Below are 25963 nucleotides of genomic sequence, written 5' to 3'. Positions count from 1 at the left end.
CGGCACAGACAGACGCGGCGGCACCCCGCGGGGCACCGCCGCGTTCCTGTTGTCGTACCGGTGGCCGGGTCAGCGGTCCTTGCCGGCCAGCTGGACCAGCGCGCTGGCGGTCTGGAAGTACTGGCTACGCCCGAGGTCGCCGATCGTCTTGATCCCCAGCGCCTCCTTGAGGTGGGTGGCGGCGCGCTCACTGACCCCGGCGAGCGCGGCGACCGGGGCGTCGACCAGTTCCTCCAGGCTCTTGTCCTGGTACTCCTTGTCGACGAGCTTGGCGAGGTCTGCGGTTACCGGCACTGCTGCTCCAAACTGTCCGACGGCCCGGCACGGCGCCGGGCACGGCCGCCGTCATTGTTCCACACAGGACGACGCGATGATCGACAACCGCTGCCGCCCCGCCTCCGGCGGCCTCGCCGGTCGGGACAGCGGCCTGCCCGGCGCCGCTCGGCGCCCTGACCCGGTGCCCGGTCCCACCGTCAACCGTGGATGGTCTCGACCAGCTCGGGCCGGACCGACCGGCCGGGCAGACCGGCGACGTCGACGTCGACCGCGAGCAACGCGCCGTCCAGCGGCCCGGGCGGGTTCAGCCCGTACGCGGCGCTGGTGACGAAGAGCCGACGCAGGTCGGGACCGCCGAGGCAGACACTGGTCGGCTGGGCCACCGGTAGCCGCAGTTCGCGGTCGAGTTGGCCGTCGGGCCGGTAGCGGCGTACCGCGTGGCCGCCCCAGAGCGCCACCCACAGATGTCCCTCGGCGTCGACCGTCATCCCGTCCGGTGCCCCCTCGCCGGACGCCAGCCGCAGGAACGGCTCCCGGCCGGAGAGATCACCGGTCGCCGGGTCCACCACGAACCGGTCCACCTCGCCCCGGCCGGTGTCGGCCAGGTACATGGTGGTGCCGTCGGCGTCGAAGGCGGGCCCGTTGGCGATGGTCAGGCCGGTCACCACCGGCTCCGGTGGCGCCCCGGCACCGAGCCGGTACAGGCTTCCCGCGCCGGGCGTGGTGTCGTACGCCATGCTGCCGGCCCAGAACCGACCGTGCGGGTCGGCGACCGCGTCGTTCATCCGGGCCGGCCGGGGGTTGCCGCCCTCGAGGTCGGCCAGCTGGCGGTCACCGTCCGGGCCAGAGAGCAGAGCCAGGCCGGTGCCGGTGGCGGCGAGCCAGGCACCGGGCGCCCCGGCGACCGGTGCCACCCCGCCCAGCGGCGCCGCCAGCCGGCGCAGTTCACGCAGCAGCCCGGGCGCGTCACCGGTGGTCTCCAACAGACGACCGGCGAGCAGGTCGACCAGGACGAGTCGGCCGTCCAGCCAGCGGGCCCCCTCCCCCAACTCGAACCGGTCGCTGCTCCACGGGGTGGGCTCGGTGAGCCGCATGCTCTCCTCCTGACGGGTCGGTACGCGGTCGATACGAAGTGTCGTGACGTCAGGGCGTCCGGCCGGAACGGTACGCGGAAACGGTGAGCCGCCACCTGACCTCACCATTGGCCGGGACCAAGGCCACGTCCCCACCCGGCACCGCGTCCCCACCCGCCACCGTGCCACCGCCCGGTGCCGGATCTCCGTCCCCTGCCACATTCCCGGCTGCTGGGGCAGCGGCCGGCCCGGAGTCCGGGGCGGAACCGACCTCGGCGAGATCGAAGACCGCGCCGAGCATCGGCTCGACGCCGACGCTACGGTACGGCGTCGGCTGCGGCCAGCCGCGCAGGTTGCGCCAGAGCGCGACGGAACGCGGCTGGTCGGCACAGTCGAGGCGCCAGCGCAGCACGTCCGGACCGTCGACCACCCGGACGTCCGGACAGCCGACCAGGATGGCGCCGAGTGCGGTGCCGTCGTCCGGGCCGAGCCGGTCCAACGGCAGCCCGGCCGGCGCCGGCCACGGTGCCGTCATCCACCGGGCACCGGCCGGCCAGTCACCGGCCGGCAGCAGGTCGGCGGCCTCCGGATAGAGCCGGGTCGGGGTGCCGTCCGGGGCGACCAGTCGGGCGGTCGGCGACACCTCCAGCAGGGCGTGCCCGGCCCAGACGAACCGGTAACCGGGCTCCGCGGTCAGCCGGTAGTCCGCGACCACCGTGCCGCCCAGGCCGCGGATCCGTCGGGTCAGGGTGAAGTCGGCGCACTCGACCGTGGCAATCTCCGGGGTGACCTGCCGCCAGGGCCGCGACCAGACGTCGCCGTGGTCCGGGACGCCACGTACGGTCGGCAGGCACTCCTCCAGCCCGCCCGCGTCGACGAACGCGTCACCGGGTACCACCCGGTCCCGCCCGGTGGCGGCGCCACGCCAGAGCCACTCGCGCCCACCGCCGGCCAGACTCGTCCACCGCCCGCCCCGGGCATTGTCGACGCTGACCCGCAGCGGTACGCCCACCAGGCCCGGGTCACGGCCGTCAGCCCGGGCCGGCGCTCCGTCCCCGGCCGGGCTCACCATTCGGCGAACGAGCCGTCGTCGTGCCGCCAGACCGGGTTCCGCCAGGCGTGCCCCACCCGGGCCGCCTCGCGGACCGCCTTCTCGTCGACGGTGATGCCGAGCCCGGGCGCCTCCGGTCGACGCAGGTGGCCGTCGACGAACCGGAACGGCTCCGGGTCGACCACGTAGTCGAGCAGCTCCGAGCCCTGGTTGTAGTGGATGCCGATGCTCTGCTCCTGGATCAGGAAGTTCGGGGTGGCGAAGGCGACCTGGAGGCTGGCCGCCAGCGAGATCGGCCCGAGTGGACAGTGCGGTGCCAGCACCGCTCCGTAGGTCTCGGCGAGGGCGCCGATCCGGCGTACCTCGGAGATGCCGCCGGCGTGTGAGAGGTCGGGCTGGAGCACCGCCACGCCGGCCTGCAGCGGAGCCAGGAACTCGTGCCGGCCGAAGAGCCGTTCGCCGGTGGCGATCGGCACCGCCGAGGCGGTGACGATGTCGACGAGCCGGTGGTTCTGCTCCGGCACCACCGGCTCCTCGACGAAGAGCGGCCGCAGCGGGGCCAGTTCCGGCAGGATGCGCCGGGCCGCCGCGACGCTCGCCCGGCCGTGGAAGTCGAGCGCGATGTCCCGGTCGTCACCGAGCACCGCCCGGACGGCGGCGAGCCGCTCCACCACCGCGGCCACTTCGGACGAGCTGGGGATGGCACCGAGCCGGCCGGAGGCGTTCATCTTGATCGCGGTCATCCCGGCCGCCGCCTGCGCGGCCGCGGCGTCGGCCAACTCCGCCGGTTCGTCACCGCCGATCCAGGAGTAGATCCGGACCCGGTCCCGGACCGGACCGCCGAGCAGCGCGTGCACCGGGGCGCCGTACGCCTGCCCGGCGATGTCCCACAGTGCCTGGTCGAGCCCGGCGACGGCGCTGGAGAGCACCGGCCCACCCCGGTAGAACCCGCCCTTGGTGAGCACCTGCCAGTGCTGCTCGATCCGCAGCGGATCCTCGCCGAGCAGGTACTCGGAGAGCACCTCGACGGCACTGCGTACCGGCTCGGCCCGGCCCTCCACGACCGGCTCGCCCCAGCCGACCAGCCCTTCGTCGGTCTCGACCCGGCAGAAGAGCCACCGGGGCGCGATCAGGAAGGTCTCGATTCGGTCGATCTTCACCGGTTGCCTCTCATCTCAACGGCTCGGCTGTGCCATCTGCTCGGCTCCACGCTCGCTCCGCTCCTCGGGCCGCAGACGGCCCTACGATGCTCACTCGCTGTCGCCTCGGCTGTGCCATCTGCTCGGCTCCACGCTCGCTGTCGCCTCGGTTAGGCGTCGCTTCGGTTGGTGGTGTGCCGCCGTACCTTCTGGACGTCCCGGACGGCCTTGTCGAGCAGGTCGCGCATGGCCTGTTCGGCGGCGCCGGCGTCGGTACGGCGGATCGCCTCGACCACCGCCCGGTGGCTGGGCACCGGGTCGTCGTCCCGGTCCACGCCGTGCACCAGCCGGTCCCGTTCGGCCAGCCCGGTCTCCATCACCACCTCCATCCGCTCCAGCAGTTCGTTGTGGGTGGCGGCGAGCAGTGCGCGGTGGAAGCTCAGGTCGGCACCGACGGCGGCGACCGGCTCGGTGGCCGCGGCCATCTCGGCCAGCGCGGCGTCGAGGGCGGCGAGGTCGTCCGTGGTCGCCCGGACCGCGGCGAGTCGCGCGGCGGCGGGTTCGACGATGGTACGTACCTCGTGCAGCTGGTCGAGGAGGTGCTGACCCGCGCCCTCGGCGAACTGCCAGCGGATGATGTCGCCGTCGAGCAGGTTCCAGTCGGCGCGAGGGCGGACGAAGGTGCCGCGTTTCTGTCGGGCGTCGACGATGCCCTTGGCGCTGAGCACCTTGAGCGCCTCCCGCAGCGCGGTGAGGCTGACGTCGAGTTCACCCTGCAGGGCGGTGAGGTTCAGGGTGTCCCCCTCGGCGATCTCACCGGCGAGGATGCGCCGGGCGATGACCTCGACGGTCTGGCCGTGAACACCACGGCGTGCGTACTGTGCCAATGCTCTCCGCGCCTTCTCGCTCGTCCGATACCGGTCTTCAGGCCGAGGCCTTCACCGCGGTCCAGCCACCGTCCACGACCAGGGTGGCTCCGGTGACGTACCCGGCGTCCGGCGAGACGAGGAAGGCGATGGCCGCCGCCACCTCGTCCGGGGTGCCGAACCTGCCGGCCACAGTCTCCGCCACGCTCCGCTGACGGTCCGCATCGGACACCCGGTCCCAGGCGGCGGTGAGGATCGGGCCGGGCAGGACGGTGTTCACCCGCACGTCGGGGCCGTACTCGACGGCGAGTTGGCGGCCGAGCGCGACCAGGCCGCCCTTGGCCGCCGCGTAGGCCGGGTGTCCGGGCAGGCCGACCAGCGCGTGCACCGACGAGACCAGGACCACCGCGCCGCCGGTGGCGCGCAGGTCGTCCAGGCAGGCCCGCAGGCCGAGGAAGCTGCCGGTGAGGCTGACCGCCAACTGCCGGTCCCAGGACTGCCGGCTGGTCTGGTGCGCCGGCGTCACCTCGCTGAAGTAGGCGTTGCTGACCAGGACGCCGACCGGCCCGAACCGGTCGCGCAGCGCGGTCACCGCGGTGTTCCAGCCGGCCTCGTCGGCGACGTCGGCGACCATCGGGTACGCCTGTCCGCCGGCCGCCTCGATCTGGGCGGCGACCGGGGACGGGTCCCGTACGTCGACCAGGCCGACCGTCGCGCCCTCGGCGGCCAGCCGCCGGGCGGTGGCCGCGCCGATGCCCCCGAACGCCCCCGTGACCAGGGCAACCCTGCCGTCCAGTCGTCGCATGCGCTGGCTCACCACCCACCGGACTCAGAAGATCTGCGGCCCGGATCCGAAGACCCGGAAGATCAAAACATTAATTAGGAAGAAATCTTGACAGCCCGAGCCCCTGGATGCAACCTTCTGGATCACACCGTTAACCACACCGACACACCGCGACCCGCAGCTACGCCGGGTCGATCATGAAGGGACACACTCCGTGAGCGACTTCGACTCCAGTCGTCGCCGGTTCCTCGGGCATATCGGTCTCGCCGGCCTCGGCGCGCTCGGCGCGGGCAGCCTGGTCGGTTGCGCCAGCTCCGCCAGCACCTCGGGGGGCGGCAAGAACTCGGGCACGGTCAGCCTCCAGTCGAACCTCTCCTCCCCGCAGGCGAAGGTCGCGATGGAGAAGATCGTCGAGAACTTCAACAAGCAGGGCAAGGGCGCCGCCACGCTGAACACGGTCGCCGCCGAGACCTTCCGGACCCAGCTGCCGACCTATCTGACGTCGGCCAACCCGCCCGACCTCTTCACCTGGTACGCCGGCTCGGTGGCCAACGACTACGCCAGCAAGGGCCTGCTGCTCGACGTCTCCGACGTCTGGCAGGGGATGGCGGACTACCCCGAGTCGCTGCGCAGCCTCTCCACCGACGCGTCCGGCCGCAAGGTCTTCGTGCCGATGAACAACTACTGGTGGGGCTTCTTCTACCGCAAGTCCAACTTCGCCAAGTGGGGCGTGCAGGAGCCGAAGACCTGGGCCGACTTCGTCGCGCTCTGCAAGACCCTGGAGAGCAAGGGGATCCCGCCGATCGGCATCGGCCTCGGCGACACCCCGTGGGTCGCCTCGGCGTGGTTCGACTACCTCAACATCCGGATCAACGGGGCACCGTTCCACCGGGAGCTGCTCGCCGGCAAGCAGCGCTTCGACGACGCGAAGGTCAAGGCGGTCTTCACCCGCTGGCGTGAGGTGCTGCCGTACTTCGACCCGAAGGGCAAGGCGTACCCGTTCCAGGAGGCCACCACCGCGCTGCTCGGCGGCAAGACCGGCATGTTCCTGATCGGCACCTTCTTCGCCGACGCCGCCCCGAAGGACGCCCTCGGCGACCTCGACTTCTTCCAGTTCCCGATCATCGACCCGGCGGTGCCGGTCGCCGAGGAGGCCCCCACCGACGGCTTCTTCGCCAGCGCCCGGAGCGGAAACGCGACCGGCACCAAGGACCTGATGCGCTACCTGGCCTCCGCCGAGGCCCAGGAGCTGTACATCCAGAGCAGCTCCGGCATCATCCTGCCGGCCAACCCCGCAGCCAAGGCCTCCGACTCCCCGCTGGTCGCCAAGGGCAAGGCGATGCTGGAGAACGCCAAGGAACTCACCCAGTTCTTCAACCGGGACTCCAGCGACGCCCTCCAGCCGACCGCCGACACCGCGCTGACCAAGTTCATGGACAGGCCGGACGACGTCGACGCGATCCTGCGGGAGTGGCAGGCCGGCGCCGAGAAGGTCTTCAAGGGCTGATGACCACAGTCGCACCAGCCGAGCGCACGCAACAGCGGCAACCGGCGGGGACCCGCCCGCGGCGGCGATCGGCGAAACGCCTGTCGCCGCTGCTGGTGGCGTTTGTCCTCGTCCCGTTCGCGGTCGAGAGCATCTGGGTCTTCTGGCCCGCCCTGCAGGGCTTCTGGTTCTCGCTGACCCGGTGGGACGGCCTGGAGCCGCCGCGGTTCATCGGCCTCGACAACTACACCGAACTGGCCGGGGACAGCATCTTCCGGGGAGCGCTGCTCAACACCGTGATCTGGCTGGTGCTCTTCGGCGGCCTCTCGGTCGTCGGCGGCTTCGGCATGGCCCTGCTCCTGCAGAAGGAACGGCGCGGTATCGCCTTCTACCGCGCCGCGCTCTTCACCCCGGTGGTCTTCTCCCTGGTCGTGACCGCACTGGTCTGGCGGGTCTTCTACCAGCCGGACGGGCTCGCCGACCAGCTGCTGCGCGCGGTCGGGCTGGAACAGCTGATCCGCCCCTGGCTCGCCGACCCGCAGACCGCGCTCTACGCGGTCATCCTGCCCGCCCTGTGGCGGCAGATCGGCTACGTCATGGTGCTCTACCTGGCCGGCCTCAAGGCGATCGACCCCGCCCTGCACGAGGCGGCCCGGATGGACGGCGCCAACAACTGGCAGCGGCTGTGGCGGGTCACCGTACCCCAGCTGCGCGGGGTCAACGCCGTGGTGCTGTCGGTCATCGTGATCGACTCGCTGCGCTCGTTCGACATCGTCTGGTCGTTGACCCGGGGCGGCCCGTACCACTCGTCCGAGCTGCTCAGCACCTACATGTACTCGACCGCGTTCCAGAGCCTACGGCTCGGCTACGGCTCGGCGATCGCCGTGGTGATCTTCGTACTGGCGCTCGCGGTCATCCTCGGCTACCTCGTCCGCGCGTTCCGGGAGGACGACGAATGACCCGCCTACGGACCGGCGCGTTCCACGTCGGGATGACCCTGGTGGCGCTGCTCTGGCTGGGCCCGATCGCCTGGGTCGTCGTCATGTCGACCCGCAGCTTCGACGACATCGCGGCGAACGGGGTCGGCAGCCTGCCGCACTCGTTCACCCTGGACACCTACCGGCAGGCGTGGACCGACGGCGGGGAACTCCAGGCACTGATCAACAGCATGCTGGTCACCGTACCGTCGGTGCTGCTCAGCCTGGTGCTGGCCGCGGTCGCCGCCTTCGCCCTGGGCCGCTACCGGATCCCGTTCCGTCGCACGATCCTGCTGCTGATGCTCGCCGGCAACCTGCTGCCGCCGCAGATCCTGCTCATCCCGGTCAGCAAGTTCAGCGAGCTGACCGGCCTCTACGACACCCTCTGGGCGCTGATCGCCGTCCAGGTCGGCTTCGGACTCGGCTTCTACACGTTCGTGCTGCACGGCTTCATGCGCGACCTGCCGAACGAGATCCAGGAGGCGGCCGTCATCGACGGGGCCGGGCCGGGGCAGATCTTCGCCCGGGTCATCCTGCCGCTGACCCGGCCGGCGCTCGCCGCCCTCGGCGCGCTCTCCTTCACCTGGATCTTCAACGACCTGCTCTGGGCGATCACCGTGCTGCGCACCGACGACAAGATGCCGGTCACCCCCGCCCTGCTCGCCCTGCAGGGACAGTTCGTCTCCTCGTGGAACGTCATCGCGGCCGGCACGGTGATCGCGGCGGTGCCGACCGTGCTGGTGTTCCTCCGCTTCCAGAAGCACTTTGTGTCCGGACTGGCGATCGGAGCCGTCAAGTGAGTCACGCCGACCCCAGCCGACGGTGGACGCTGCGCGGCGCGCACACCGAGTACACGGTGGCCGTGCCGGCACACGGGCGCTGGCTCGAACTGGTGGCCTGGGGGCCGCACGGGGTCAGCGACGGGCCGTCGCCGGTCGAGTACACCGGCCCGGTCCCGTTCCTCACCGCCGGCGACGCCGCCCCGATCGAATACGCGACCGACGCCGCCCGCCCCTTCACCGGCGCGGACCTGATCGTGGAGACCGGCTCCGGGGACCGCCGGATCGGTTTCGAATACGTCGGCGTCGACAGTGACGACACACGGTTGGCGGTCACCTTCGCCGACCCGGTCACCGGGCTGCGGGCCGTCGTGCACTACCAGGTGCCGGCCGGCACGGACGTGGTGTCCCGGTGGGTGGAGCTGACCAACACCGGGCCGGAGCCGCTGCGCCTGGTCCGGGCCGGCAGCGCCGGGTTCTGCGTACCGACCCCGCACGGCGCCCGGCTCAGCTACCAGTGGGGACAGTGGGCGCAGGAGTTCCAACTCGACCACGTCGACCTCGGGCACGGGGCGTTCACCGTCGGCAGCGCCCAGGGCGTACCCGGGCACCTGCACCTGCCCTGGCTCGCGGTCCGCGACCAGGCCGACCCGACCGGCCCGACCTGGGGGGTGGCCCTGGCCTGGACCGGCTCCTGGGAGATCACCGCCGAACGCGACACCGGCGGCCTGACCCGGGTACGCGCCGGCCGGCGCCTGGTCGACGGGCCGCTCGACCTGCCGTCCGGTGGTCGGCTCACCCTGCCGACGGTCAGCGGCGCCTACAGCCCGGACGGCCTGGACGGGCTGGCCCGGGTCTGGCACACCCACCAGCGCCGGCTCGCCGGCGAGCGGCTGACGCCCCGGCCGGTGCTCTACAACTCGTGGGAGGCGACGTACTTCGCGGTCGACGCGGAGAACCAGCTGGCGCTGGCCCGGGTCGCCGCCGACCTCGGCGTCGAGACCTTCGTGGTCGACGACGGCTGGTTCGTCGGCCGCGACGACGACACCGCCGGCCTCGGTGACTGGACCCCGGACCCGGCCAAGTTCCCGGCCGGCTTCGACGCCTTCGTCAAGGAGGTCCGGGGTCTGGGGATGAACTTCGGGCTCTGGGTCGAGCCGGAGTGTGTCAACCCGCGGTCGAGGCTCTATGCCGAGCACCCCGACTGGGTGTACGCGGTGCACGGCCGGCCGCTGACCCCGATCCGCAACCAGTACCTGCTGGACCTGGGCCGGCCGGAGGTGGCCGAGTTCGTCCACTCCACGGTGGATGGTCTGCTGCGCCGGCACGACATCGGCTACCTGAAGTGGGACTTCAACCGGCCGCGTACCGAGCCGGGCCGGCCCGGTACGGAGGCCGCCGGCAACGCCGCCCGGATCGACCTGGACGGCGCGCACGTCGCCAACCTGCACCGGATCTACGAACAGCTGCGCCGGGACCACCCGCACGTGCTGATCGAGGCGTGTGCCGGCGGCGGCGCCCGGACCGACCTGGCGATGGCCGCCCGCGCCGACGTCTTCTGGCCGAGCGACAACACCGGCCCGCTGGACCGGCTCGCCATCCAGTACGGCTTCCTGCACGCCAACGCGCCGCACCTGCTCAGCTCCTGGGTGACCGACTCCCCCGGCCTGTTCGACCCACGCCCCCGGTCACTGGCGTTCCGGTTCGTCCTGGCGATGGCCGGGGTGCTCGGCATCGGCGCCGACATCCGGCACTGGACGGCGGAGCAGCGTGCCGAGGCGAGCCGGTGGATCGCCCGGTACAAGGAGATCCGCGAGATCATCATGCACGGCACCGTGCACCTGGTCGGTGGACCGGACCAGCCGCGCTGCGCCGTGCAGTACACCGCACCCGACGGCGCCACGGTGGTGGTGCTCGCCTGGCACACCGGCCGGCTCGACGGCGCCGGGCTGCTGCCGTCCCGCCCGGTCCGGCTGCCGCTCGCCGGCCTCGACCCGGCCGCCGGCTACCGGCACGGCGACGTCCACTACTCCGGCAGCCACCTGGGCGCGGTCGGTCTGCCGGTGCGGTGGAGCGCCGACCACGACGCGGAGCTGGTCGTGCTCCAGCGCGTCTGACCTGGCGCCCCCGCGGCAGGCCTGGCCACGGTCGCCGCGGGCCGGGGCGGCGGGCCGGGCCACGCTGGACTTCGCCCCGCGCCCGTGGCGGTTCTTGAGAGGTCCCCGCTCATGCAGGGTGGATGGGTACGGAGCCGGCCGCACGTTGACCGCCGCATGAGCGCGTAGCGGTCAGGTACGGCGGCGTTACACCGTCCCGCTCGGCGTGCGGCTCATCGCGCCCGCGATCAACCTGTCAGGCGGCGGCAAGCGCCAGGCTGCGCAGCAGGTCGGTCACGCACACCTGGATACGGATCCTGGGCCGGGCCGTGTCGTCAGTTAGGACTGTTGGTGGACGTGTAAACGCCGGCACGGGCGGCTGCCGCTGCCGCTTCGGCGGCCCGGTCCGCCACGGCCTCGTCGATGGGGTCACCGCTGACGAGTAGGCGGTAGTAGAGCGGTGCGGACACGGCACGGATGACCTCGGACGGGTCCGTGCTCGAAGGCAGTTCCCCCCGCCGCACGGCCTGCTGTACGCAGGGGGCCCATTCGGCGATGCGGATGGCGTAGAAGCGGTGCAGGGCCTCGGCGGCACGGGGGTCGCAGGTCGCGGCGACGATGACCGCCCGAAACAGGGCACCCTGGCGCGGATCGACCAGGGTGCGTTGCACGAGCCGCGCATTGGCGCGCAGATCCTCGATCAACGATCCGGTGTCGGCTCGCGGCAGCGACTGTTCGGCCATGTCCGTCAGCAGGTCGGCGACGAGCCCGGCGACCGTACCCCAGCGGCGGTAGACCGTCGTCTTGCCCACCTCGGCGCGGCGCGCCACGTCGGCGAGGTCGAGATGATCGAAGCCGTGCTCGACGAGCGCGTCACCGGCAGCTCGGAGCACGGCGGCGCGGACCCGGGCGGTCCGGCCGCCGGGTCGGATCGTGCCGACGGTCATAACGGGTCTCCAGTTCCCTTAAGTGCGGACGAGTGCTATCGTAGTCGACGCTCTAACGGAACTAGAGTACCTTTAATGGGAGGTTGTCATCGTGGAATACCGACGACTCGGGGCATCCGGACTCACCGTCCCCGCCCTCAGCTTCGGCGCCGGCACCTTCGGCGGCTCCGGACCGCTCTTCGGCGCCTGGGGCAACACGGACGCCCGCGAGGCAAGGCGCCTTGTGGACATCTGTCTGGACGCCGGATTGAACATGTTCGACACCGCCGACGTGTACTCCGACGGCGCGTCCGAGGAGGTGCTGGGACAGGCGATCAAAGGCCGACGTGACGCTGTCCTGATCTCGACCAAGAGCGGCCTGCCGACCGGCGACGGACCGAACGACGCGGGAACCTCGCGCGCCCGGCTCATCCGATCGGTCGACGTGGCGCTGCGCCGACTCGGCACCGACTACATCGATCTGTTCCAGCTACATGCCTTCGACGCCGCAACTCCCGTCGAGGAGGTGGTGGCGACACTGGATGACCTGGTACGGAACGGGAAAATTCGCTACCTCGGCGTCTCGAACTTCGCCGGCTGGCAGCTGATGAAGTCCCTCGCCGCCGCCGACCGGGACCACCGTGCCCGGTACGTGGCACACCAGGTCTACTACTCGCTCATCGGCCGGGACTACGAGTGGGAACTGCTGCCCCTGGGCCTCGACCAGGGCGTCGGCGCCGTGGTGTGGAGCCCGCTCGGCTGGGGACGACTCACCGGCAAGATCCGGCGTGGTACGCCGCCACCGTCCACGAGCCGGTTGCACGCGACCGCCGCCTACGGCCCGCCGGTCGACGACGAGCACCTGTTCCGCGTCGTCGACGTTCTCGAAGAACTGTCCCGCGAGACCGGCCGAGCGGTTCCGCAGATCGCGGTCAACTGGCTACTGCACCGGCCCACGGTAGCCACCGTCATCATCGGCGCCCGCGACGAGGCACAACTACGGCAGAACATCGAGGCTGTCGGCTGGTCACTCACACCCGAACAGGCGGCCCGGCTCGACACTGCCAGCAGCCGCACCGCGCCCTACCCGTACTTCCCTTACCAGCGGCAGGAAGGCTTCGCCAGGCTCAACCCCTCGCCGCTCGCGAACATCGCCTGAGCGGCTGTCCCCACGTCCGCTGGGCGGAAACTGCCACCCTCGCCGGGGCGCCCGACACCGGCCGGCCTACCCGTGGTCGGATCCGCCGTCGGCCGGCCGTGTCCCGTCGTCAACGCTAAGCCGGGCGTAGACGTCACCGGAGCGGCCCGCCGGGCGGAACCGTTCGAGGAGCCGGATCAGGTCGGCCGCGTCGAGCCACTCGTCGCTGGCGTACCGCATCGTCTCGACCGGCGAGTAGTTGTAGCGGTATCCGCCAGCCGTCGCGCCGAGCTGTTCCACCAGGTCGAGTACGGCGAGCGCGGCGTCGTGCGCCTGCGGCAGGTACTCGACGGAGAGCGCGGGCAGCGGACGACTGAGCCCGCATAGCACGTCGAGTTCGAAACCCTCGACGTCGATCTTGCAGAACGCCGGCATGCCGTGTTTCGCGATCAGCTCGTCGAGGGTGGTCACCGCCACCTCGACCGAGCGGTCCCACCGGACCCGGGAGAAACCCTGTTCCGCGGTGACCGACTCGATCCAGTCCCGCGACATCGTCGAGACGGTCGGATGGGCGGTCGAAAGCGCGAGGGACGCCCGCCCGACCCGGGCCCCGATCGCCTCGGGAACGACCACCACGTCCCGGTCGCGACCGAAGAGCAGCCGCAGGACCCGGAGACAGTCCGGCTGCGGCTCGACCGCCACCACCCGGGCGCCGAGCCGCCGCCAGGTGCGTACCCGTCCGCCGACGTGCGCGCCGATGTCGAACCCGATCTGCCCCGGCCCGAGGAACTCCTGGTAGAGCTGGCGGGCACGACGGTGCTTGGCCGGCTGACCGTGGTAGATGACCAGGGATCGCAGCATCCCCCAGGTACGGCGGAACAGGGGCGGAATCCCTCGACCGGTCGACACGATCACCCTTTCGTCGCTGCGGTGCGGACGCGCCCCGCTCCCCTGGGTACGGAAAATCCGGTCGATCGGTTCGCCTCCGGTCACACCGGATTCGGACTCGGCACACCACCGGCCGGCCGGGCCGGTCGCGACGACTCCGCGCCGGCCTCGAACAGGACTCCGACCCGGGTTCAGGACTCCGGATCGGTGATGTGGACGGTGGTGATCCAGGGCGGCGGCTCCGGCGGATTGACCCCGATCAGCCCGGCAATCAGCCGGGTCGACTCCAGCGGGGCCTCCGGCCAGGGGGTGTACCCGTCGGTCAGTACGACCACGACGTGCGGCCGGCCCTTCAACGCCTCGGTCACCCCGACCCGCATGTCGGTGCCACCGCCGCCCGCGAGGCGTACCTCGCCGACGGTGTGGACCTGGCGGACCACCTGCACGTCCGCGTCGCAGGCGAGTACGGTGACCCGGTTGCCGCCGATCCCGACCGCCCGGAGCACCCCGGAGACCTCGGAGAGCGCCGCCGTCAACTGGGTGGACCCCATCGACCCGGAGGTGTCCACCACGATCGCGACCCGGGGCACCGGCTGGCGCAGGCTCGGCAGCACCACCCCACGCAGCGCCGACGACCGCCGGGACGGCCGGTGGTACGTGTAGTCCACCGCACCGCTCGCCCAGGCGGCCGCCTCGCGTACCGCACCGGTGAGCGCCTGCCGCCAGTCGACCGTCGGTTCGAGGATCTCGGCGGCCCACCGCTGCCAGCCGCCCGGCACCGTTCCCCGTCCCCGCGCGTGGGCCCGTACCTCCCGGGCGGTGTCCCGGCGGATCGCGCCGGCCTCGACGTCGCCGACCCCGCCACCGGCCGCGCCGCTCTCCCACGGCCGGTGGACACCGTGCGCCCCGGAGCCGCAGTCCGGGGCCGTCCCGGTGCCGTCACCGACACCGAACGCCGGATGGCCGTGCACACTCGCCGGCAGCCGGGGCAGGTACTGCTCGAAGAGCAGCCCGTCCGGCAGCTGGTAGGTCTTCGGCTCGACCCGGTCCGGCGGCAGCGGCAGCAGGTCCGCGACCAGGTCGTCGTTTATCTCGCAGTCCTGCGCGACGTTGACCCGGTGGTGGTCCGCCCGGTCGGGGTGGGCGAGCCGGTCGGCCCGGCCGTGGTGGTCGCGGAGCAGGTGTGCCACCTCGTGGATCCAGACCGCCGCGAGTTGCGGTACGGGCAGCCGGTCGACGAACTCCGGCGACACGTAGCACCGCCACCGCCGGTCCACACCCATCGTCGGCACCTGCCGGGACTCGACGACGGTGACGCTGAACAGCGCGGTCGCCAGGTACGGCCGGTCCTGGGCGGCCCGAAACCGGGCGGCGAGCAGCTTGGTCCGGTCGAGCGCCCCGGCGCCGTCGGACGCCCGCCCGCTCATCTGACGGTCGCCGTCGTCACGCCGGTCATCCCGGCAGGCGCCCGGAGAGCTGCAGCACCTCGACAAACGCGTCGATGGCCGCCGGCACCGGCCAGGCCGGATCCCGCAGCGCGGCGAGGTCCATCGCGGCCCGGGCGGCAACGTCCGGCACGCCCGCCTCGACCGCCTTCTCCAGGATCACCCAGCCGGCCTCCCAGCGCCGCCGGTCGACGTGGGACCGGACGGCGGAGATCACCGCGGTGAGGAAGGCGAGCTGCCGGTCCCCCCGTTCGGGCAGCGCGAACGCCTCCGGGTTGGCGAGCACCCGCTCCGGATCGGGCAGGTCGAGGTTCTCCAGGTAGGTGACGAACTCCAGACCGGCGCCGTCGCCGACCGCACCGACCGCCGCGAGCGCGAGGGCGTCGCCGCCGGTGCCCGTGCTGAAGTGGAAGGCGAGCAGCCGCAGCACCATCTCCCAGGTGCGCGGCGACGGCCAGGCGCCGCCGCGCGCCTCCGCGTCGCCCGGTAGGTGGTGCGCGAGGCCGGGGCGCGCGGTGAGGAAGCCGGCGACGGCGCCGCGCGCCCTCGCCACCGCGCTGGAGGTACGCCGAGAGTCGACGGCCGGCACCGAGACCGCCGGCCAGGTGCCGGCGAGTCCCCGGGCGACCGTCCGCGCGTCGTGTGTCCAGTACAGGTGCACAAAACGGTTCGCCAGCGGCGGGCTCAGGTGCCAGCCGTCGGCGGCGCTGGTCGGCGGGTTCGCGGCGGCGACGATCCGTACCGCGGGCGGCAGCTGCAGGCTGCCGACCCGCCGTTCGAGCACGACCCGCAGCAGCGCCGCCTGGACGGCCGGCGGCGCCGAGGAGAGTTCGTCGAAGAAGACCAGCCCGGTTCCGGTACGGGCGAGACGTACCGCCCAGTCCGGCGGGGCCATCGGCACCCCGTCGGTGGCCGGCGAGTCACCGACTATCGGCAGTCCGGCGAAGTCGCTGGGCTCGTGCACGCTCGCGATGACCGTCTCCATCAGCGTGCCCATCCCGTCGGCGAGCTGCTGCAGCGTCGCAGACTTGCCGATTCCCGGCTCGCCCCAGAGCAGCACCGGGAGGTTCGCCGAGACGGCGAGGGCGAGCGCCTCCACCTTCGGGTCACGGACCGGCTCGCTCCGCCAGTCCCGACTGGCGGCGACCAGCGCGTCGGCGGCGGCGAGCGGACCCGCGGCGGGCGGACCGGCGGTGGACGCCCGGTCGGTCGCGGTCACCGGTCCTTCCATTCCGTGACCACGTCACGAATCCGGAGGATGTGCCGATACTCCGCCAGCACCGTCTCCTCGTCCTCATCGTCCTCGTACATCTGTGCCTTGTACTCCGCCAGGTCGACGACGCTCATCTCGTCGCTGTCGGTCGCCTGCGGGTCCGCGCCCGCCTCGAGCAGCGCCCGGACCAGCTCCGGGGTGCCGCCGTCGCCGACGGTCACGTGCAACTCCGTCCGACCCCGGTGGTCGGGCACGTTGACCGGCACCCCGGCGTCGACCAACTGTCGGACCGCGCCGACGTCCGACAGGGCGCGCACGTGGTGCAGCAGGGTCCCGCCCCGGCCGTCCCGGATCGCCGGGTCGAGCCCGGCGTCGAGGAGCGTGGTCAACGCGGCGGACCCGCCGTGTTGCAGACGCTGCAGCACCTCGCGGCGGAGTTCCCGGAGCTGGCGCGGCAGCCGGCCGGTGCCGGAACGCCACGCTTCGAGGACCGCGAAGCAACCGGTGACCGGGCCGCCGAGGGCCCGCAGGGCCTGCTCCCGGGCGACCTCGTCGGGTGTGTGCGCGACCGGGTCGAGCCGGCCGTCGCCGTGTCGTACGGTGTGCCACTCGCCCCGGCACCGCACCGACACCTCACGGCGCAGGTCGACGCGGTCGGGCACCGCCGCCACGGCGGGCAGGGCGGGAAAGAGCGCCTGCCGCACCAGCGGGTGCAACTCGGCGGGGTCGAGCAGGCCGTGCCGGATCAGTTCGAGGTCGACCGGTCGGTCGTACACCACGGCGGCGACCCGCGGCCACGAGCTGTGCTCGTCGCGGTATCCCGGCAACCTGGCGGCGAGCCGACCGTCGTCGCGCAACTCGACAGCCGCCCGGTACTGGAACATCGGCCCGAGTACCGCACGGTCGATGCCGTACCGGGCGCGCAGGCGCTGCAGTTCGGCCGGCAGTCCGACCGGGAACAGGAGCTCGGTGGTGCCCTCGAACTCCTTCAGCCAATAGTCCGGGCCCTCCGGTCGGACCGGATCGAGGTCGATTCCGGCGACGGCCCAGGCGGAGACGAGGTCACCGTCGGCGACGTACCGGTCGAAAAGCTCCGCCCGGCTCGCCGGGTCGGCCGGGTCCACCTCTGTGGCGTACCGGTCGAACGGGCGAACCGTGGCGTCCGGTTCGAAGCCGGGCATCCGGGCCGGCGATCCGCCGTACGCGGCGGCGAGGCCGGTGACGTGCTCCGCGCTCCAGAAGGCCGGCGGCAGGTCCAGACACTCCAGGAGCCCCCGGCCCGCCGGACGGACGGTGAGCTGCAGCCGCTGGGAGCCGTCGACCATCTTCGGCGTCCGCAGCACCAGGGCCGGTTCGGCACCGAGCCGGCCCTCCCGGACGGAGAGCAGCCACTGCTGGTCGGTGGCGAGACTGGTCCGGCCGCCGAGGACGCGGGGCAGGTGCCAGCGCAGCAGGTCGGGGGCGAGCGTGGTCAGATCGGCCTCGATCCGGTCGGCGGCCTCCCGACCGTGCTCCCGGGCCACCTCCGTCAGGTCGAATCCGACGTCGATCCGCCCCGCCGCACAGCCGGCCCGCCAGTCGCCGGCCGACCGGGCCGCCGCGCACGCCTCGATCATCTCGGCCGGTACGGCGTACCGGCGGACCCGTCGCCAGACCGGGAGCTCGGGGAGGACCGGTGGTCGCGCGGTCACCGGTAGACGCTCGCGATCGCCTGGATGTCGGGGTGCGGTGCGCTGACCGGCCGGTCGGCGAGCAGTGCGGTGGCCCGACGGCGCATCCGCCGGGGCACCCCGCCGTTGATGCCGAGGTACTCCAGGGTGGGGTGGCCGTCGACGGCGTCGACGAGTTGCCGGGCGCCCCGCCCACCGATCCCGGTACGCCGCAGGTCCAGCCGGCGCAGCCGGGCGGCGGTCGGCAGCGCGGTGGCCAACTCCGCCGCACCCTCGTCCGCCACCACGTTGGCGTGCGCGCCGAGGGCCCGTTCGGACGGCGGCCGGGCGAGGTCCAGTGACCGCCACGCCCCGAGGTGCCGGGCCAGTGCCGCGACGCCGACCGGGGTGATGCCGTTGCCGCCCAACCCGAGGGTCAGCTCGATTCCGTCGACGGCCCGGGCCAGCGCCGTGACACCGTCGTCGCCCAGGTGGTTGGCGGCCAGGTACAGCTCACGGATGCCGGCCCGGCGGACCAGGTTGGCGAGGGTCGACGCCACCTCCGGGCCGAAGCCGTTGCCGCCGAGGAAGAGCCGCTGCAACGGCGGCTGCCGCCGGACCAGCGCCTCGGCGAGCACGGTCAGCCCGTGCCCGGTCATCCCGACGTTGACCAGGTCGAGGGTCCGGATGGTGGTGTTGCGCACGAGCGCGGCGGCGAGCCTGGTCACGCCCTCGTCACCGATCGGGTTGCGTTTGAGCCAGAGTGCCCGGACGGTCTGGTCGCCCTCGATGCGGTCGGCGAGTGCCTCGACCCCGGTCGGGTCGATCCGGTTGCAGCCGAGATAGAGCGTCTGCAGCCGGTGGCCGGGACGCAGCGCCGCCGCGACCGCCCGGGCGCCCTCGGCACCGAGCCCGTTGGTGCCGAGCAGCAGGTGCCGGACCAGCGGCGAGTCGACCGCGGCGGAGACGATCCGGGCCGTCTGCACCGGGCCGATCCCCTGCTTGCAGAGGTCGAGCCGGCCGTCGGCCTGGATGGTGCCGCGCGGGAAGACCTCGTTGTCCGACACGGTCTCCGGTGTCGCGAGGCGGCCCAGCAGCGGCTCGAACTCGGTCGGGTCGGCGAGCCCGGCGTCCGGGTCGGCGATGACCGGGCAGCGTACCGGGGTCGGGTCGGTGACGGTCGGGCGGCGTTCCGGCGACGGATCGGCGGTGGCCGGGTCAGGTACCGGGTTCGGATCGGTCACCAGGGCACACTCCGGTAGTCCTTGAGGAAGAGTCCGTGCATCGGCTCGCCGCGCTCACCGCGCACGATCGGGTCGTAGACCCGGGCCGCGCCGTCGACCACGTCGAGTGGGGGCCGGAAGCCGAGGTCGCGTTGCTGGGTCTTGCTCGGGTGCGGACGCTCGTCGGTGACCCAGCCGGTGTCCACGCTGTTCATGTGGATCCCGTCGGCCGCGTAGTCGGCGGCGACGGTGCGGACCAGCATGTTGAGCGCCGCCTTCGCCATGTTGGTGTGCGGGTGGCGGACGGTCTTGCCGGCCCGGGAGTAGCTGCCCTCCATCGCGGAGACCTGGACCACGTACCGTCGCGGGTGGGGGCTCGCCGCCAGCAGCGGGCGCAGCCGGGAGGTGAGCAGGAACGGCGCGAACGCGTTCACGACGTGGACCTGCAACCACTCGTGCGGGCTGACCTCGGCGTCCCGCAGCACCCACGAGTTGACCTCGCGCAGGTCGAGCTGCTGGCCGGTCTCGTCGAGCTGGCCGGGCGGGAAGAACGCGTCCAGGGTGCCCGGCAGACCCGGTTCGGCGCTGGCGGTCGGACCGCCGCCGATGGCGATCCGGGCCGCCGGCCCGACCAGCGCGGCCGCCTCGGCCTCCCGGGCGTCCCGGTGGTACGCGGCCGGCCGGTAGAGCGTCTGGGCGGCGTTGTTGACCAGGATGTCCAGTCCGGTGAAGCGTCGCCCGACGAGTCCGACGAAGTCGAGGGTCGCGGGCAGGTCGAGCAGGTCGAGATTGTGCAGGTAGAGCCGGTCGGCCCAGTCGTCGAAGTCCGGCACGGCGGCGTACCGCCGGGCCGCGTCCCGGGGAAACCGGGTCGTGACGATCACGTCGGCGCCGTCGCGCAACAGTTTCAGCGCGGTGTGGAAGCCGATCTTCACCCGGCCGCCGGTGACCACGGCGGTGCGGCCGGCCAGGTCGCAGCGGGCGGACCGGCGCAGCCGGTTCTCCTCGGCACAGGGTGGACACATCATGTGGTAGTCGACGTCGACGTCCCGGTAGGGCGTCTTGCAGACGTAGCAGTACCGGGCCCGGATCAGCGAACCGCCGCCCGGCGCGGCGTCGCCGAGGGCCTCCGACGCGTCCGTGCCCGACCGGGCCGGCTCGGGATCCGGCGCACCCGGGCCCGACGCGGGCGGCGGCGACTCCGGGGCCGGGCCAGTGGCCGGGATCTCGGTGTGGAAGCGGGTGGCGCCGGCGAGCAGGGCCCGGTCACTCTCCCGGGTCCGCGCCGACCGGCGGGCCTTCGCCCGCTTCTTGACCCCCCGGTACGCCGTCACCACCGCGCGCTCCAGCTCCGCGCGGACGGTCTCGTCGAGGTCGGGGGCGTCGAGCCGGGCGAGTACGTCCACACAGGCCGCCAGCTCGGCACGCTCGACGGACACCGCACCTCCCCCGATGGACGTTCCCCGGCCCTCCGACCCGGTGGGCCCTCGCCGACCCCGTGAACGTTCGCCGGCGACGAGAATGGTGGCGAGACCGGCCGGATTCGAACCGGCGTCCTCCAGCTTGCTGTCAAGGCGCGTCGACCTCTGCGCTACGGCCTCGCCGTGCGGGAGCATACACACGACCACCGACACGAGCCGCCGCAGGCGGTCACCGACCCGATCTGGCCCGGGTCTGTTCGAGGACATCCGCCGGAGTCCGGCCGTTCGCGTCCGGCAGCCCGGCGTCGGCACCGGCCTCGACCAGTGCCGCCATCACCTCGGTCGCGCCGGCCCGGGCGGCGCGGTGCAGCGGCGTGTCCCTGTTGCGATCCCGTTCGTCGAGGGAGAGCCCGGCGGCGAGCAGCAGCGGAAGGATCTCGGCGTGGTCGAGCTGGTGCAGCCAGTGCAGCAGGGTGCCGCCGTCGCCGTCGCGCAGTGCAGGGTCGAACCCATCGGCGAGGACGGCGAGCAGCGAGTCGGTGTCGCCGTGCCGGGCGAGGGCGAAGAAGTCCCGCCGGATCAGCCGGATCCGTTTCGGCACCGGCCCCTGCCCGGTACGCCAGGCGCGTACCGCCGCCGCGCAGCCGCTGATCGGTCCGCCGAGTCCGCCGAGCACCAGCTCGCGGCGGAGTTCCTGCTCGGTGTGGTACTCGGCGGACAGGCTCCCGTCGGTCACCCGCAGGGTGTGCGGGGTCGGCCCACCGCACCGGATCCGGATCACCGGTACCGGCGCCGGCGGCGGAATCCGCCAGTCCTGGCGACGGTCCGGGAACAACGCTTCGTGCACCAGCGGATGCAGCTCGTCGGGACGGAGCAGTCTGCGGTTCAGCAGCCCGGCCTCGATCGGCGCGACCATGGCGACCGGGTCCGGTCCCCCCAGTCGCTCGCCACCCTCGGTCCGGCGGACGGTGGCGGGGCCGCCGTCGATCACGTCGACCGCGGTGGTGACGGATCGGCCACCGGTCAGCGTCGTACGGCCGTAGCGTCGGGCGAGCCGTCGGGCCTCGGCGGCGAGCACCGGCAGTGTGGTCCCGAGCCGGACCATCTCGACCTCGGTCCACCACTGCCACCTGTGCCGGTCGCGGGCGTCGTCGCCGAGGTCGACGTCGACGGCGAGGCCGGCCGCCCCGTACGCCTCGACCACCCGGTTGTCGCCGAGCAGGTGGTGGATGGTCTCCATCTCGGTGGCCCGGTCGACCGGCCACTCCGCGGTGGACGGTCCGTCCGACCGGCACGGGGTGCCGTCCGGCCTGTGCCAGGCAAGTCGGGTCGGCGAGGCTCCGTACGCCCAGCGCCGCTGCTCGACCGCGTCCGCGTGCCAGCACCAGTCGGGCAGGTCGTACCAGCGGTCGGTCAGCCGGTCGACCTCACCAACCCGGAGGATGACCCGTTGCGGGGCCGAGACACTGTTCGGCAGGAACGCGATCAGCACCGGGGCCGGCGGTCGCGCCACCCCCGGGAGGCCCGGCCGTGCCGACCCGCTCGGCGGCACCTCCGAGGGCGAGGTGCGCAGTGGCTCCGTGCGGCGGGACAGCACGACTCTCGCCTGCGGCTCCAGCACCCCGGCGGCGACCCGGGGCAGGAACCGGCGCAGCAGGTCGGGGGCGAAACCGGCGAGGTCGGCGGCGATCCGGCCGGCCTCCTGGTCGCCGTACCGGTTGGCGACGTCGCGGAGGTTGAGGTGCGGGTCGAACCGTGCGGCGGCGCAGGCACCCCGCCAGTCACCCTGCCGGCGACGCTCGGTGACGGCGGTGACCATCGATGCTGGGGCGAAGTGCGCCAGTTCCCGGGCCCGCCGTCGCCAGTCGCCCTGCCGCCCCATCCGCGCCCTCTCGTCGTACCTGGGGGCGGGCCGACCGGATTCGAACCGGCGTCCTCCTCCCTGATAAGGAGGCGCGACTACCGCTGCGCTACGACCCGCCGCGAGGCAGTGTAGGGCGCCGGGGATCGTCGCGGGTACCCGGTTTCGGGTGGCGGACCGGCCGGATTCGAACCGGCGTCCTTCCGGTTTTGGAGACCGGACGCGACGACCGCTGCGCTACGGTCCGCCGCCGGGAAGTGTAGGACCGGGCCCGCGAAGGTGTGCAGCCGGTCAGAAGGCGCGGAAGCTCTGGTAGCTCCCGGGGGTGAAGGTGCGTAGGGTGCCGTTGCTGACCGCGTACCCGGTGCAGTCCGTGGTCCGGTACGTCTCGACGTCGGTGAACCCGCTCCACCCCACGAGGGCGCCGGCGGTCGGCGGCAGGGCCAGGCACTCGCCGGTCGGGGCGTCGAGGTGCAGCACCGGGGTGGTGAAGGTCGGGTCATAGAAGGTCAGCCCGGATTCCTCGGTGGCGGCGGCCGAGGCGGGCGCGGCGGCGACCCCGAGCCCGACGGTCAGCACGGTGGACGCGATCAGACCCGCCCCGATCCTCGCTGGTGTCCGACGCACGGCAGAACCCCCTTCACATCGACAACAAACCATACCGATCATGGCGCAGACTTGTTGAATACGCAATCAATTCGGCGTCGTCGATGCGACGGTGTGTCCGTGTGGCGTCACCGCGCCCGGGCGACCGCGACAACCCGGCGGACCTCGTCGCCGTCGGTGGCCTCCCGGCCGTCCCGCTGCACCGGTGCCCGCAGGTGGACCTCCCGGGCGCCGGTCACGTCGAGCACCCGGCGGACGTTGTGCGACCGCACGCCGCCGCCGACGATGATCCGCAGCCGGTCACCGGCCCGCTTCCGCAGCGCCGCGAGCCGTTCCGCGCCGGCCAGCGCGGTCGGCGCCGCCCCGGAGGTGAGGACCGCGTCGGCGCCGATCGCGATGATCTCCTCCAACGCGGCGTGCTGGTCGGTGACCTCGTCGAACGCCTTGTGCACGGTCACCGGCAGCGGTCCGGCCGCCTCGACCAGCCGACGCAGCACCGGCAGGTCGAGGTCACCGTCGGGGTTCAGCGCCCCGACCACCACCCCGACCTCGAGCCCGTGCGGGTTCGGCAGGTCGCGGATCGCCGCGATGTCGGCGACCATCACCTGCTCCTCGACGTCGCTCACCCGGAAGTCTCCGCCGCGCGGACGCACCATCACCCGTACCCCGACCCGGCGCAGGGTCCGCAGGGCCACCGCCACCGCGCCCAGGCTCGGCGTCGTACCGCCCTGGCCGAGGTCCGCGCAGAGTTCGACCCGGTCGGCGCCGGCCGCCTCGGCGGCCAGCGCACCCGGTACGTCGCCGACACAGATCTCCACCGTCGGGAAGGGCCCGCTCATCGGGCCGCCCCGGCCCCGGCGGTCGCCGCCGCCGACTCCGGCCGCAGCGGGAAGTGGCAGGCGACCTGGTGTACGTCGCCGGCCAGCGGTGGTTCCGTCGCGCAGATCTCGGCGGCGAGCGGGCACCGGGTCCGGAACCGGCACCCGGTCGGCGGGTTGACCGCGCTGGGCAGTTCACCCCGGATGGTGAGCCCCTCCCGGGGCGCCTTCGGGTCGGGCGTCACCGACGGCACCGCGTCGATCAACGCCTGGGTGTACGGGTGCCGGGCGGCCCGGACCACCTCCCGGGCCGGGCCGACCTCGACGAGCTTGCCGAGGTACATCACCCCGATCCGGTCCGCCATGTAGTCGACGACGGAGAGGTCGTGGCTGATGAAAACGTACGCCAGGCCGAGTTCGGACTGCAGGTCCCGCATCAGGTTCAGCACCTGGGCCTGGATCGACACGTCCAGCGCGCTGACCGGCTCGTCGCCGACGATCAGCCGGGGTTGCAGCGCCAGCGACCGGGCCAGCCCGATCCGCTGCAGTTGGCCGCCGGAGAACTCGTGCGGATACCGTTCCAGCACCCGTCGGGAGAGCCCCACCTGGTCGAGCAGGGACGAGATCCGGGCCCGACGGGCGGCACCGTCGCCGACCTGCTGGATCTCCAGCGGCTCGGCGAGGATCGCGTCGACCCGCATCCGCGGGTTCATCGCCGCGTAGCTGTCCTGGAACATCAGCTGGACCTGCCGGTGCATCCGGCGACGTTCCCGGCCGGCGAGGGTGCTGAGGTCGGTGCCGTCCAGGACGATCTGCCCGGCGCTCGGCCGTTCCAGCCCGACGACCAGCCGACCCACCGTGGACTTGCCGCACCCGGACTCGCCGACCAGTCCGAAGGTCTCTCCCGGACGTACCTCGAACGAGACCCCGGCGACCGCGCTCACCTGGCCGGCGTCCCGGCGCAGCAGCCCGCTGCCGCCGGCCGGATAGTTCTTCACCAGGTCGCGGACGGACAGGATCGGCGCCGGTCCACCGGCCGGCGTCGCGGTCGCCGGCTCGACCGGTACGGCTGCCGCCGGTGCCGTGGTCGCCGACCCGACCGGTACGGCGGACTCAGCGGGCACCGTCGGCTCAACGAGCACGGTCGGTTCAGCGGGCGCGGCCGGCTCTCCCGGCTCGGCGGTTGCGTCCGCCGCCCCGAGCCCGGTGCCCGGGGAGGCCACCGTGACCGGATGCAGGCAGGCGTGCTGGTGACCGGTTCCGGTCAGGGTGACCTCGGCGCTGCGGCACTCGTCGGTGACGTACCGGCAGCGCGGCGCAAACCGGCAGCCGGCCAGCGGTTGGGACAGGTCCGGCGGCAGCCCGGGAATGCTGTAGAGCCGGGCGTGCTCGCCCTCGTCCCGGATCGCCGACTCGGGCAGGGCGGCCATCAGCGCCTCGGTGTAGCGGTGCCGGGGTGACCGGAACAGGTCACCGGTCGCTGCGGTCTCCACCACCCGGCCGGCGTACATCACCGCGACCCGGTCGGCCCGGCCGGCGATCACCCCGAGGTCGTGGGTGACCAGGACGACCGCCATGCCGAACTCCTCGCGCAGGTCGTCGATGAGCTCGAGGATCTGCCGCTGGGTCGTCACGTCCAGCGCGGTGGTCGGCTCGTCGGCGATGAGCAGCCGTGGCGAGCAGACGAGGGCCATCGCGATGGCGACCCGCTGCCGCATCCCGCCGGAGAGTTCGTGCGGGTAGTTGTCGACGATCCGCTCCGGGCGTGGCATCCCGACCCGGCGCAGGATCTCGATCGCCCGGTTCCGCGCCTCCGCCTTGCCGACCCGCTGGTGGACCCGGAGCGGTTCGGCGACCTGGGTGCCGATCCGCATGGTCGGGTTGAGTGAGGTGAGCGGGTCCTGGAAGACCATGCCCATCCGGACGCCCCGGATCCGGCGTACCTCGTCGCGCGGCAGGGACCGCAGGTCACGACCCTCGAAGAGGATCTGTCCGCCGGTCACCGCGCCGCCGTGCGGCAGCAGCCCCATGATGGACAGTGCGGTCATCGTCTTGCCGCTGCCCGACTCGCCGACGACGCCGAGGGTCTCGCCCGGCATCACCTCGAGGCTGACCCCGTCCAGGGCGTGCACGGTGCCACGCCGCAGCGCGATGTCGGTCCGGAGGTCACGCAGCTCCAGCAGGGGCTGCCCGCCGGCCCGGTCGCGGGCCACCTCGGGCGGTGTCGAATCGTTCGGTGCGCTCATTT

General features: G+C 72.8%; 22 protein-coding genes and 3 tRNA genes. 5 read left to right on the top strand and 20 right to left on the bottom strand.

The features are described from left to right. Positions 1–69 precede the first annotated feature (69 nt). The 6 genes from ABGB21_RS26990 to ABGB21_RS26965 all read right to left on the bottom strand — a co-directional run bounded on the left by ABGB21_RS26990 (position 70) and on the right by ABGB21_RS26965 (position 5210). The gene (locus ABGB21_RS26990) at positions 70–294 is read right to left on the bottom strand and encodes a hypothetical protein (RefSeq protein ID WP_347657122.1); all 225 of its coding nucleotides are present in this window, start codon (positions 292–294) and stop codon (positions 70–72) included. A gap of 179 nt (positions 295–473) precedes the next feature. After that, positions 474–1370 carry an SMP-30/gluconolactonase/LRE family protein gene (locus ABGB21_RS26985; RefSeq protein ID WP_347657121.1) on the bottom strand — a complete coding sequence of 299 codons (897 nt, stop codon included), beginning with the start codon at positions 1368–1370 and terminating at the stop codon, positions 474–476. A 49-nt stretch (positions 1371–1419) separates the two neighbouring features. Further along, the gene (locus ABGB21_RS26980) at positions 1420–2421 is read right to left on the bottom strand and encodes a hypothetical protein (RefSeq protein ID WP_347680135.1); all 1002 of its coding nucleotides are present in this window, start codon (positions 2419–2421) and stop codon (positions 1420–1422) included. Beyond that, positions 2415–3560: a galactonate dehydratase gene (dgoD, locus tag ABGB21_RS26975; RefSeq protein WP_347680133.1), complete on the bottom strand. Its 1146-nt coding sequence runs from the start codon at positions 3558–3560 to the stop codon at positions 2415–2417. Before dgoD ends, ABGB21_RS26980 begins: the two co-directional genes overlap by 7 nt. Positions 3561–3709: 149 nt before the next feature. Beyond that, positions 3710–4426: an FCD domain-containing protein gene (locus ABGB21_RS26970; RefSeq protein ID WP_347680131.1), complete on the bottom strand. Its 717-nt coding sequence runs from the start codon at positions 4424–4426 to the stop codon at positions 3710–3712. Between the two features lie 37 nt (positions 4427–4463). Beyond that, positions 4464–5210: an SDR family NAD(P)-dependent oxidoreductase gene (locus tag ABGB21_RS26965; protein ID WP_347680129.1), complete on the bottom strand. Its 747-nt coding sequence runs from the start codon at positions 5208–5210 to the stop codon at positions 4464–4466. Between the two features lie 193 nt (positions 5211–5403). Here ABGB21_RS26965 and ABGB21_RS26960 point away from each other — a divergent pair, with 193 nt between their 5' ends. The 4 genes from ABGB21_RS26960 to ABGB21_RS26945 are packed head-to-tail and all read left to right on the top strand — an operon-like array spanning position 5404 to position 10548. Then, positions 5404–6696: an ABC transporter substrate-binding protein gene (locus ABGB21_RS26960; protein ID WP_347680127.1), complete on the top strand. Its 1293-nt coding sequence runs from the start codon at positions 5404–5406 to the stop codon at positions 6694–6696. Continuing rightward, complete coding sequence (locus ABGB21_RS26955; RefSeq protein ID WP_347657115.1) at positions 6696–7634, top strand: sugar ABC transporter permease; 939 nt, start codon at positions 6696–6698, stop codon at positions 7632–7634. Before ABGB21_RS26960 ends, ABGB21_RS26955 begins: the two co-directional genes overlap by 1 nt. After that, complete coding sequence (locus ABGB21_RS26950; protein ID WP_347657114.1) at positions 7631–8452, top strand: carbohydrate ABC transporter permease; 822 nt, start codon at positions 7631–7633, stop codon at positions 8450–8452. The genes ABGB21_RS26955 and ABGB21_RS26950 overlap by 4 nt, the downstream gene beginning before the upstream one ends. Next, positions 8449–10548 (top strand): alpha-galactosidase, encoded by a 2100-nt coding sequence (locus ABGB21_RS26945; RefSeq protein WP_347680125.1) that lies wholly within the window; start codon positions 8449–8451, stop codon positions 10546–10548. Before ABGB21_RS26950 ends, ABGB21_RS26945 begins: the two co-directional genes overlap by 4 nt. Positions 10549–10862: 314 nt before the next feature. Here ABGB21_RS26945 and ABGB21_RS26940 read toward each other — a convergent pair whose 3' ends face one another. Beyond that, positions 10863–11474 carry a TetR/AcrR family transcriptional regulator gene (locus ABGB21_RS26940; RefSeq protein WP_347657112.1) on the bottom strand — a complete coding sequence of 204 codons (612 nt, stop codon included), beginning with the start codon at positions 11472–11474 and terminating at the stop codon, positions 10863–10865. 91 nt (positions 11475–11565) lie between these two features. Here ABGB21_RS26940 and ABGB21_RS26935 point away from each other — a divergent pair, with 91 nt between their 5' ends. Next, the gene (locus ABGB21_RS26935; protein WP_347657111.1) at positions 11566–12612 is read left to right on the top strand and encodes an aldo/keto reductase; all 1047 of its coding nucleotides are present in this window, start codon (positions 11566–11568) and stop codon (positions 12610–12612) included. A 66-nt stretch (positions 12613–12678) separates the two neighbouring features. Here the strand turns inward: ABGB21_RS26935 and ABGB21_RS26930 are convergent, their stop codons facing one another. The 13 genes from ABGB21_RS26930 to ABGB21_RS26870 all read right to left on the bottom strand — a co-directional run bounded on the left by ABGB21_RS26930 (position 12679) and on the right by ABGB21_RS26870 (position 25961). Further along, positions 12679–13500: an FkbM family methyltransferase gene (locus ABGB21_RS26930; protein WP_347680123.1), complete on the bottom strand. Its 822-nt coding sequence runs from the start codon at positions 13498–13500 to the stop codon at positions 12679–12681. Positions 13501–13670: 170 nt separating this feature from the next. Then, positions 13671–14906 carry a VWA-like domain-containing protein gene (locus ABGB21_RS26925; RefSeq protein ID WP_347657109.1) on the bottom strand — a complete coding sequence of 412 codons (1236 nt, stop codon included), beginning with the start codon at positions 14904–14906 and terminating at the stop codon, positions 13671–13673. Between the two features lie 25 nt (positions 14907–14931). Continuing rightward, on the bottom strand, positions 14932–16074 hold the full coding sequence (locus ABGB21_RS26920; RefSeq protein WP_347680165.1) for an AAA family ATPase: 1143 nt from the start codon (positions 16072–16074) through the stop codon (positions 14932–14934). Between the two features lie 65 nt (positions 16075–16139). After that, complete coding sequence (locus tag ABGB21_RS26915; RefSeq protein ID WP_347680121.1) at positions 16140–17828, bottom strand: hypothetical protein; 1689 nt, start codon at positions 17826–17828, stop codon at positions 16140–16142. Continuing rightward, positions 17825–19030 (bottom strand): gala protein, encoded by a 1206-nt coding sequence (locus ABGB21_RS26910; RefSeq protein WP_347657107.1) that lies wholly within the window; start codon positions 19028–19030, stop codon positions 17825–17827. Before ABGB21_RS26910 ends, ABGB21_RS26915 begins: the two co-directional genes overlap by 4 nt. Then, on the bottom strand, positions 19027–20448 hold the full coding sequence (locus tag ABGB21_RS26905; protein ID WP_347657106.1) for an SDR family NAD(P)-dependent oxidoreductase: 1422 nt from the start codon (positions 20446–20448) through the stop codon (positions 19027–19029). The genes ABGB21_RS26910 and ABGB21_RS26905 overlap by 4 nt, the downstream gene beginning before the upstream one ends. Before the next feature lie 86 nt (positions 20449–20534). Continuing rightward, positions 20535–20610: transfer RNA gene (locus ABGB21_RS26900), tRNA-OTHER, on the bottom strand. A gap of 49 nt (positions 20611–20659) precedes the next feature. Continuing rightward, a complete protein-coding gene (locus ABGB21_RS26895) occupies positions 20660–22312 on the bottom strand; it encodes an ankyrin repeat domain-containing protein (RefSeq protein ID WP_347657105.1) in 1653 nt (550 codons plus the stop codon). A 24-nt stretch (positions 22313–22336) separates the two neighbouring features. Further along, positions 22337–22411, bottom strand: a tRNA-Asp gene (locus tag ABGB21_RS26890). 52 nt (positions 22412–22463) lie between these two features. After that, a tRNA-Trp gene (locus tag ABGB21_RS26885) sits at positions 22464–22538 on the bottom strand. Positions 22539–22582: 44 nt separating this feature from the next. Then, positions 22583–22918, bottom strand: a complete 336-nt coding sequence (locus tag ABGB21_RS26880; protein WP_347657104.1) for a hypothetical protein — start codon at positions 22916–22918, stop codon at positions 22583–22585. Between the two features lie 107 nt (positions 22919–23025). Continuing rightward, positions 23026–23736: a copper homeostasis protein CutC gene (locus tag ABGB21_RS26875; RefSeq protein ID WP_347657103.1), complete on the bottom strand. Its 711-nt coding sequence runs from the start codon at positions 23734–23736 to the stop codon at positions 23026–23028. Next, positions 23733–25961: an ABC transporter ATP-binding protein gene (locus ABGB21_RS26870; RefSeq protein WP_347680119.1), complete on the bottom strand. Its 2229-nt coding sequence runs from the start codon at positions 25959–25961 to the stop codon at positions 23733–23735. Before ABGB21_RS26870 ends, ABGB21_RS26875 begins: the two co-directional genes overlap by 4 nt. Positions 25962–25963 lie beyond the last annotated feature (2 nt).

The organism is Plantactinospora sp. B24E8 (assembly GCF_039871735.1).
GTDB lineage: Bacteria > Actinomycetota > Actinomycetes > Mycobacteriales > Micromonosporaceae > Plantactinospora.
Note: the sequence above shows the minus strand (reverse complement) of the source record. Positions and strands in the feature narration are given on the sequence as shown.

Bases quoted from the DNA above. Each gene is read 5' to 3' on its own strand.
- ABGB21_RS26985 (WP_347657121.1), bottom strand. From the start codon at position 1,370: ATGCGGCTCACCGAGCCCACCCCGTGGAGCAGCGACCGGTTCGAGTTG.
- ABGB21_RS26980 (WP_347680135.1), bottom strand. From the start codon at position 2,421: ATGGTGAGCCCGGCCGGGGACGGAGCGCCGGCCCGGGCTGACGGCCGT.
- ABGB21_RS26965 (WP_347680129.1), bottom strand. From the start codon at position 5,210: ATGCGACGACTGGACGGCAGGGTTGCCCTGGTCACGGGGGCGTTCGGG.
- ABGB21_RS26955 (WP_347657115.1), top strand. From the start codon at position 6,696: ATGACCACAGTCGCACCAGCCGAGCGCACGCAACAGCGGCAACCGGCG.
- ABGB21_RS26950 (WP_347657114.1), top strand. From the start codon at position 7,631: ATGACCCGCCTACGGACCGGCGCGTTCCACGTCGGGATGACCCTGGTG.
- ABGB21_RS26940 (WP_347657112.1), bottom strand. From the start codon at position 11,474: ATGACCGTCGGCACGATCCGACCCGGCGGCCGGACCGCCCGGGTCCGC.
- ABGB21_RS26925 (WP_347657109.1), bottom strand. From the start codon at position 14,906: ATGAGCGGGCGGGCGTCCGACGGCGCCGGGGCGCTCGACCGGACCAAG.
- ABGB21_RS26895 (WP_347657105.1), bottom strand. From the start codon at position 22,312: ATGGGGCGGCAGGGCGACTGGCGACGGCGGGCCCGGGAACTGGCGCAC.
- ABGB21_RS26875 (WP_347657103.1), bottom strand. From the start codon at position 23,736: ATGAGCGGGCCCTTCCCGACGGTGGAGATCTGTGTCGGCGACGTACCG.
- ABGB21_RS26870 (WP_347680119.1), bottom strand. From the start codon at position 25,961: ATGAGCGCACCGAACGATTCGACACCGCCCGAGGTGGCCCGCGACCGG.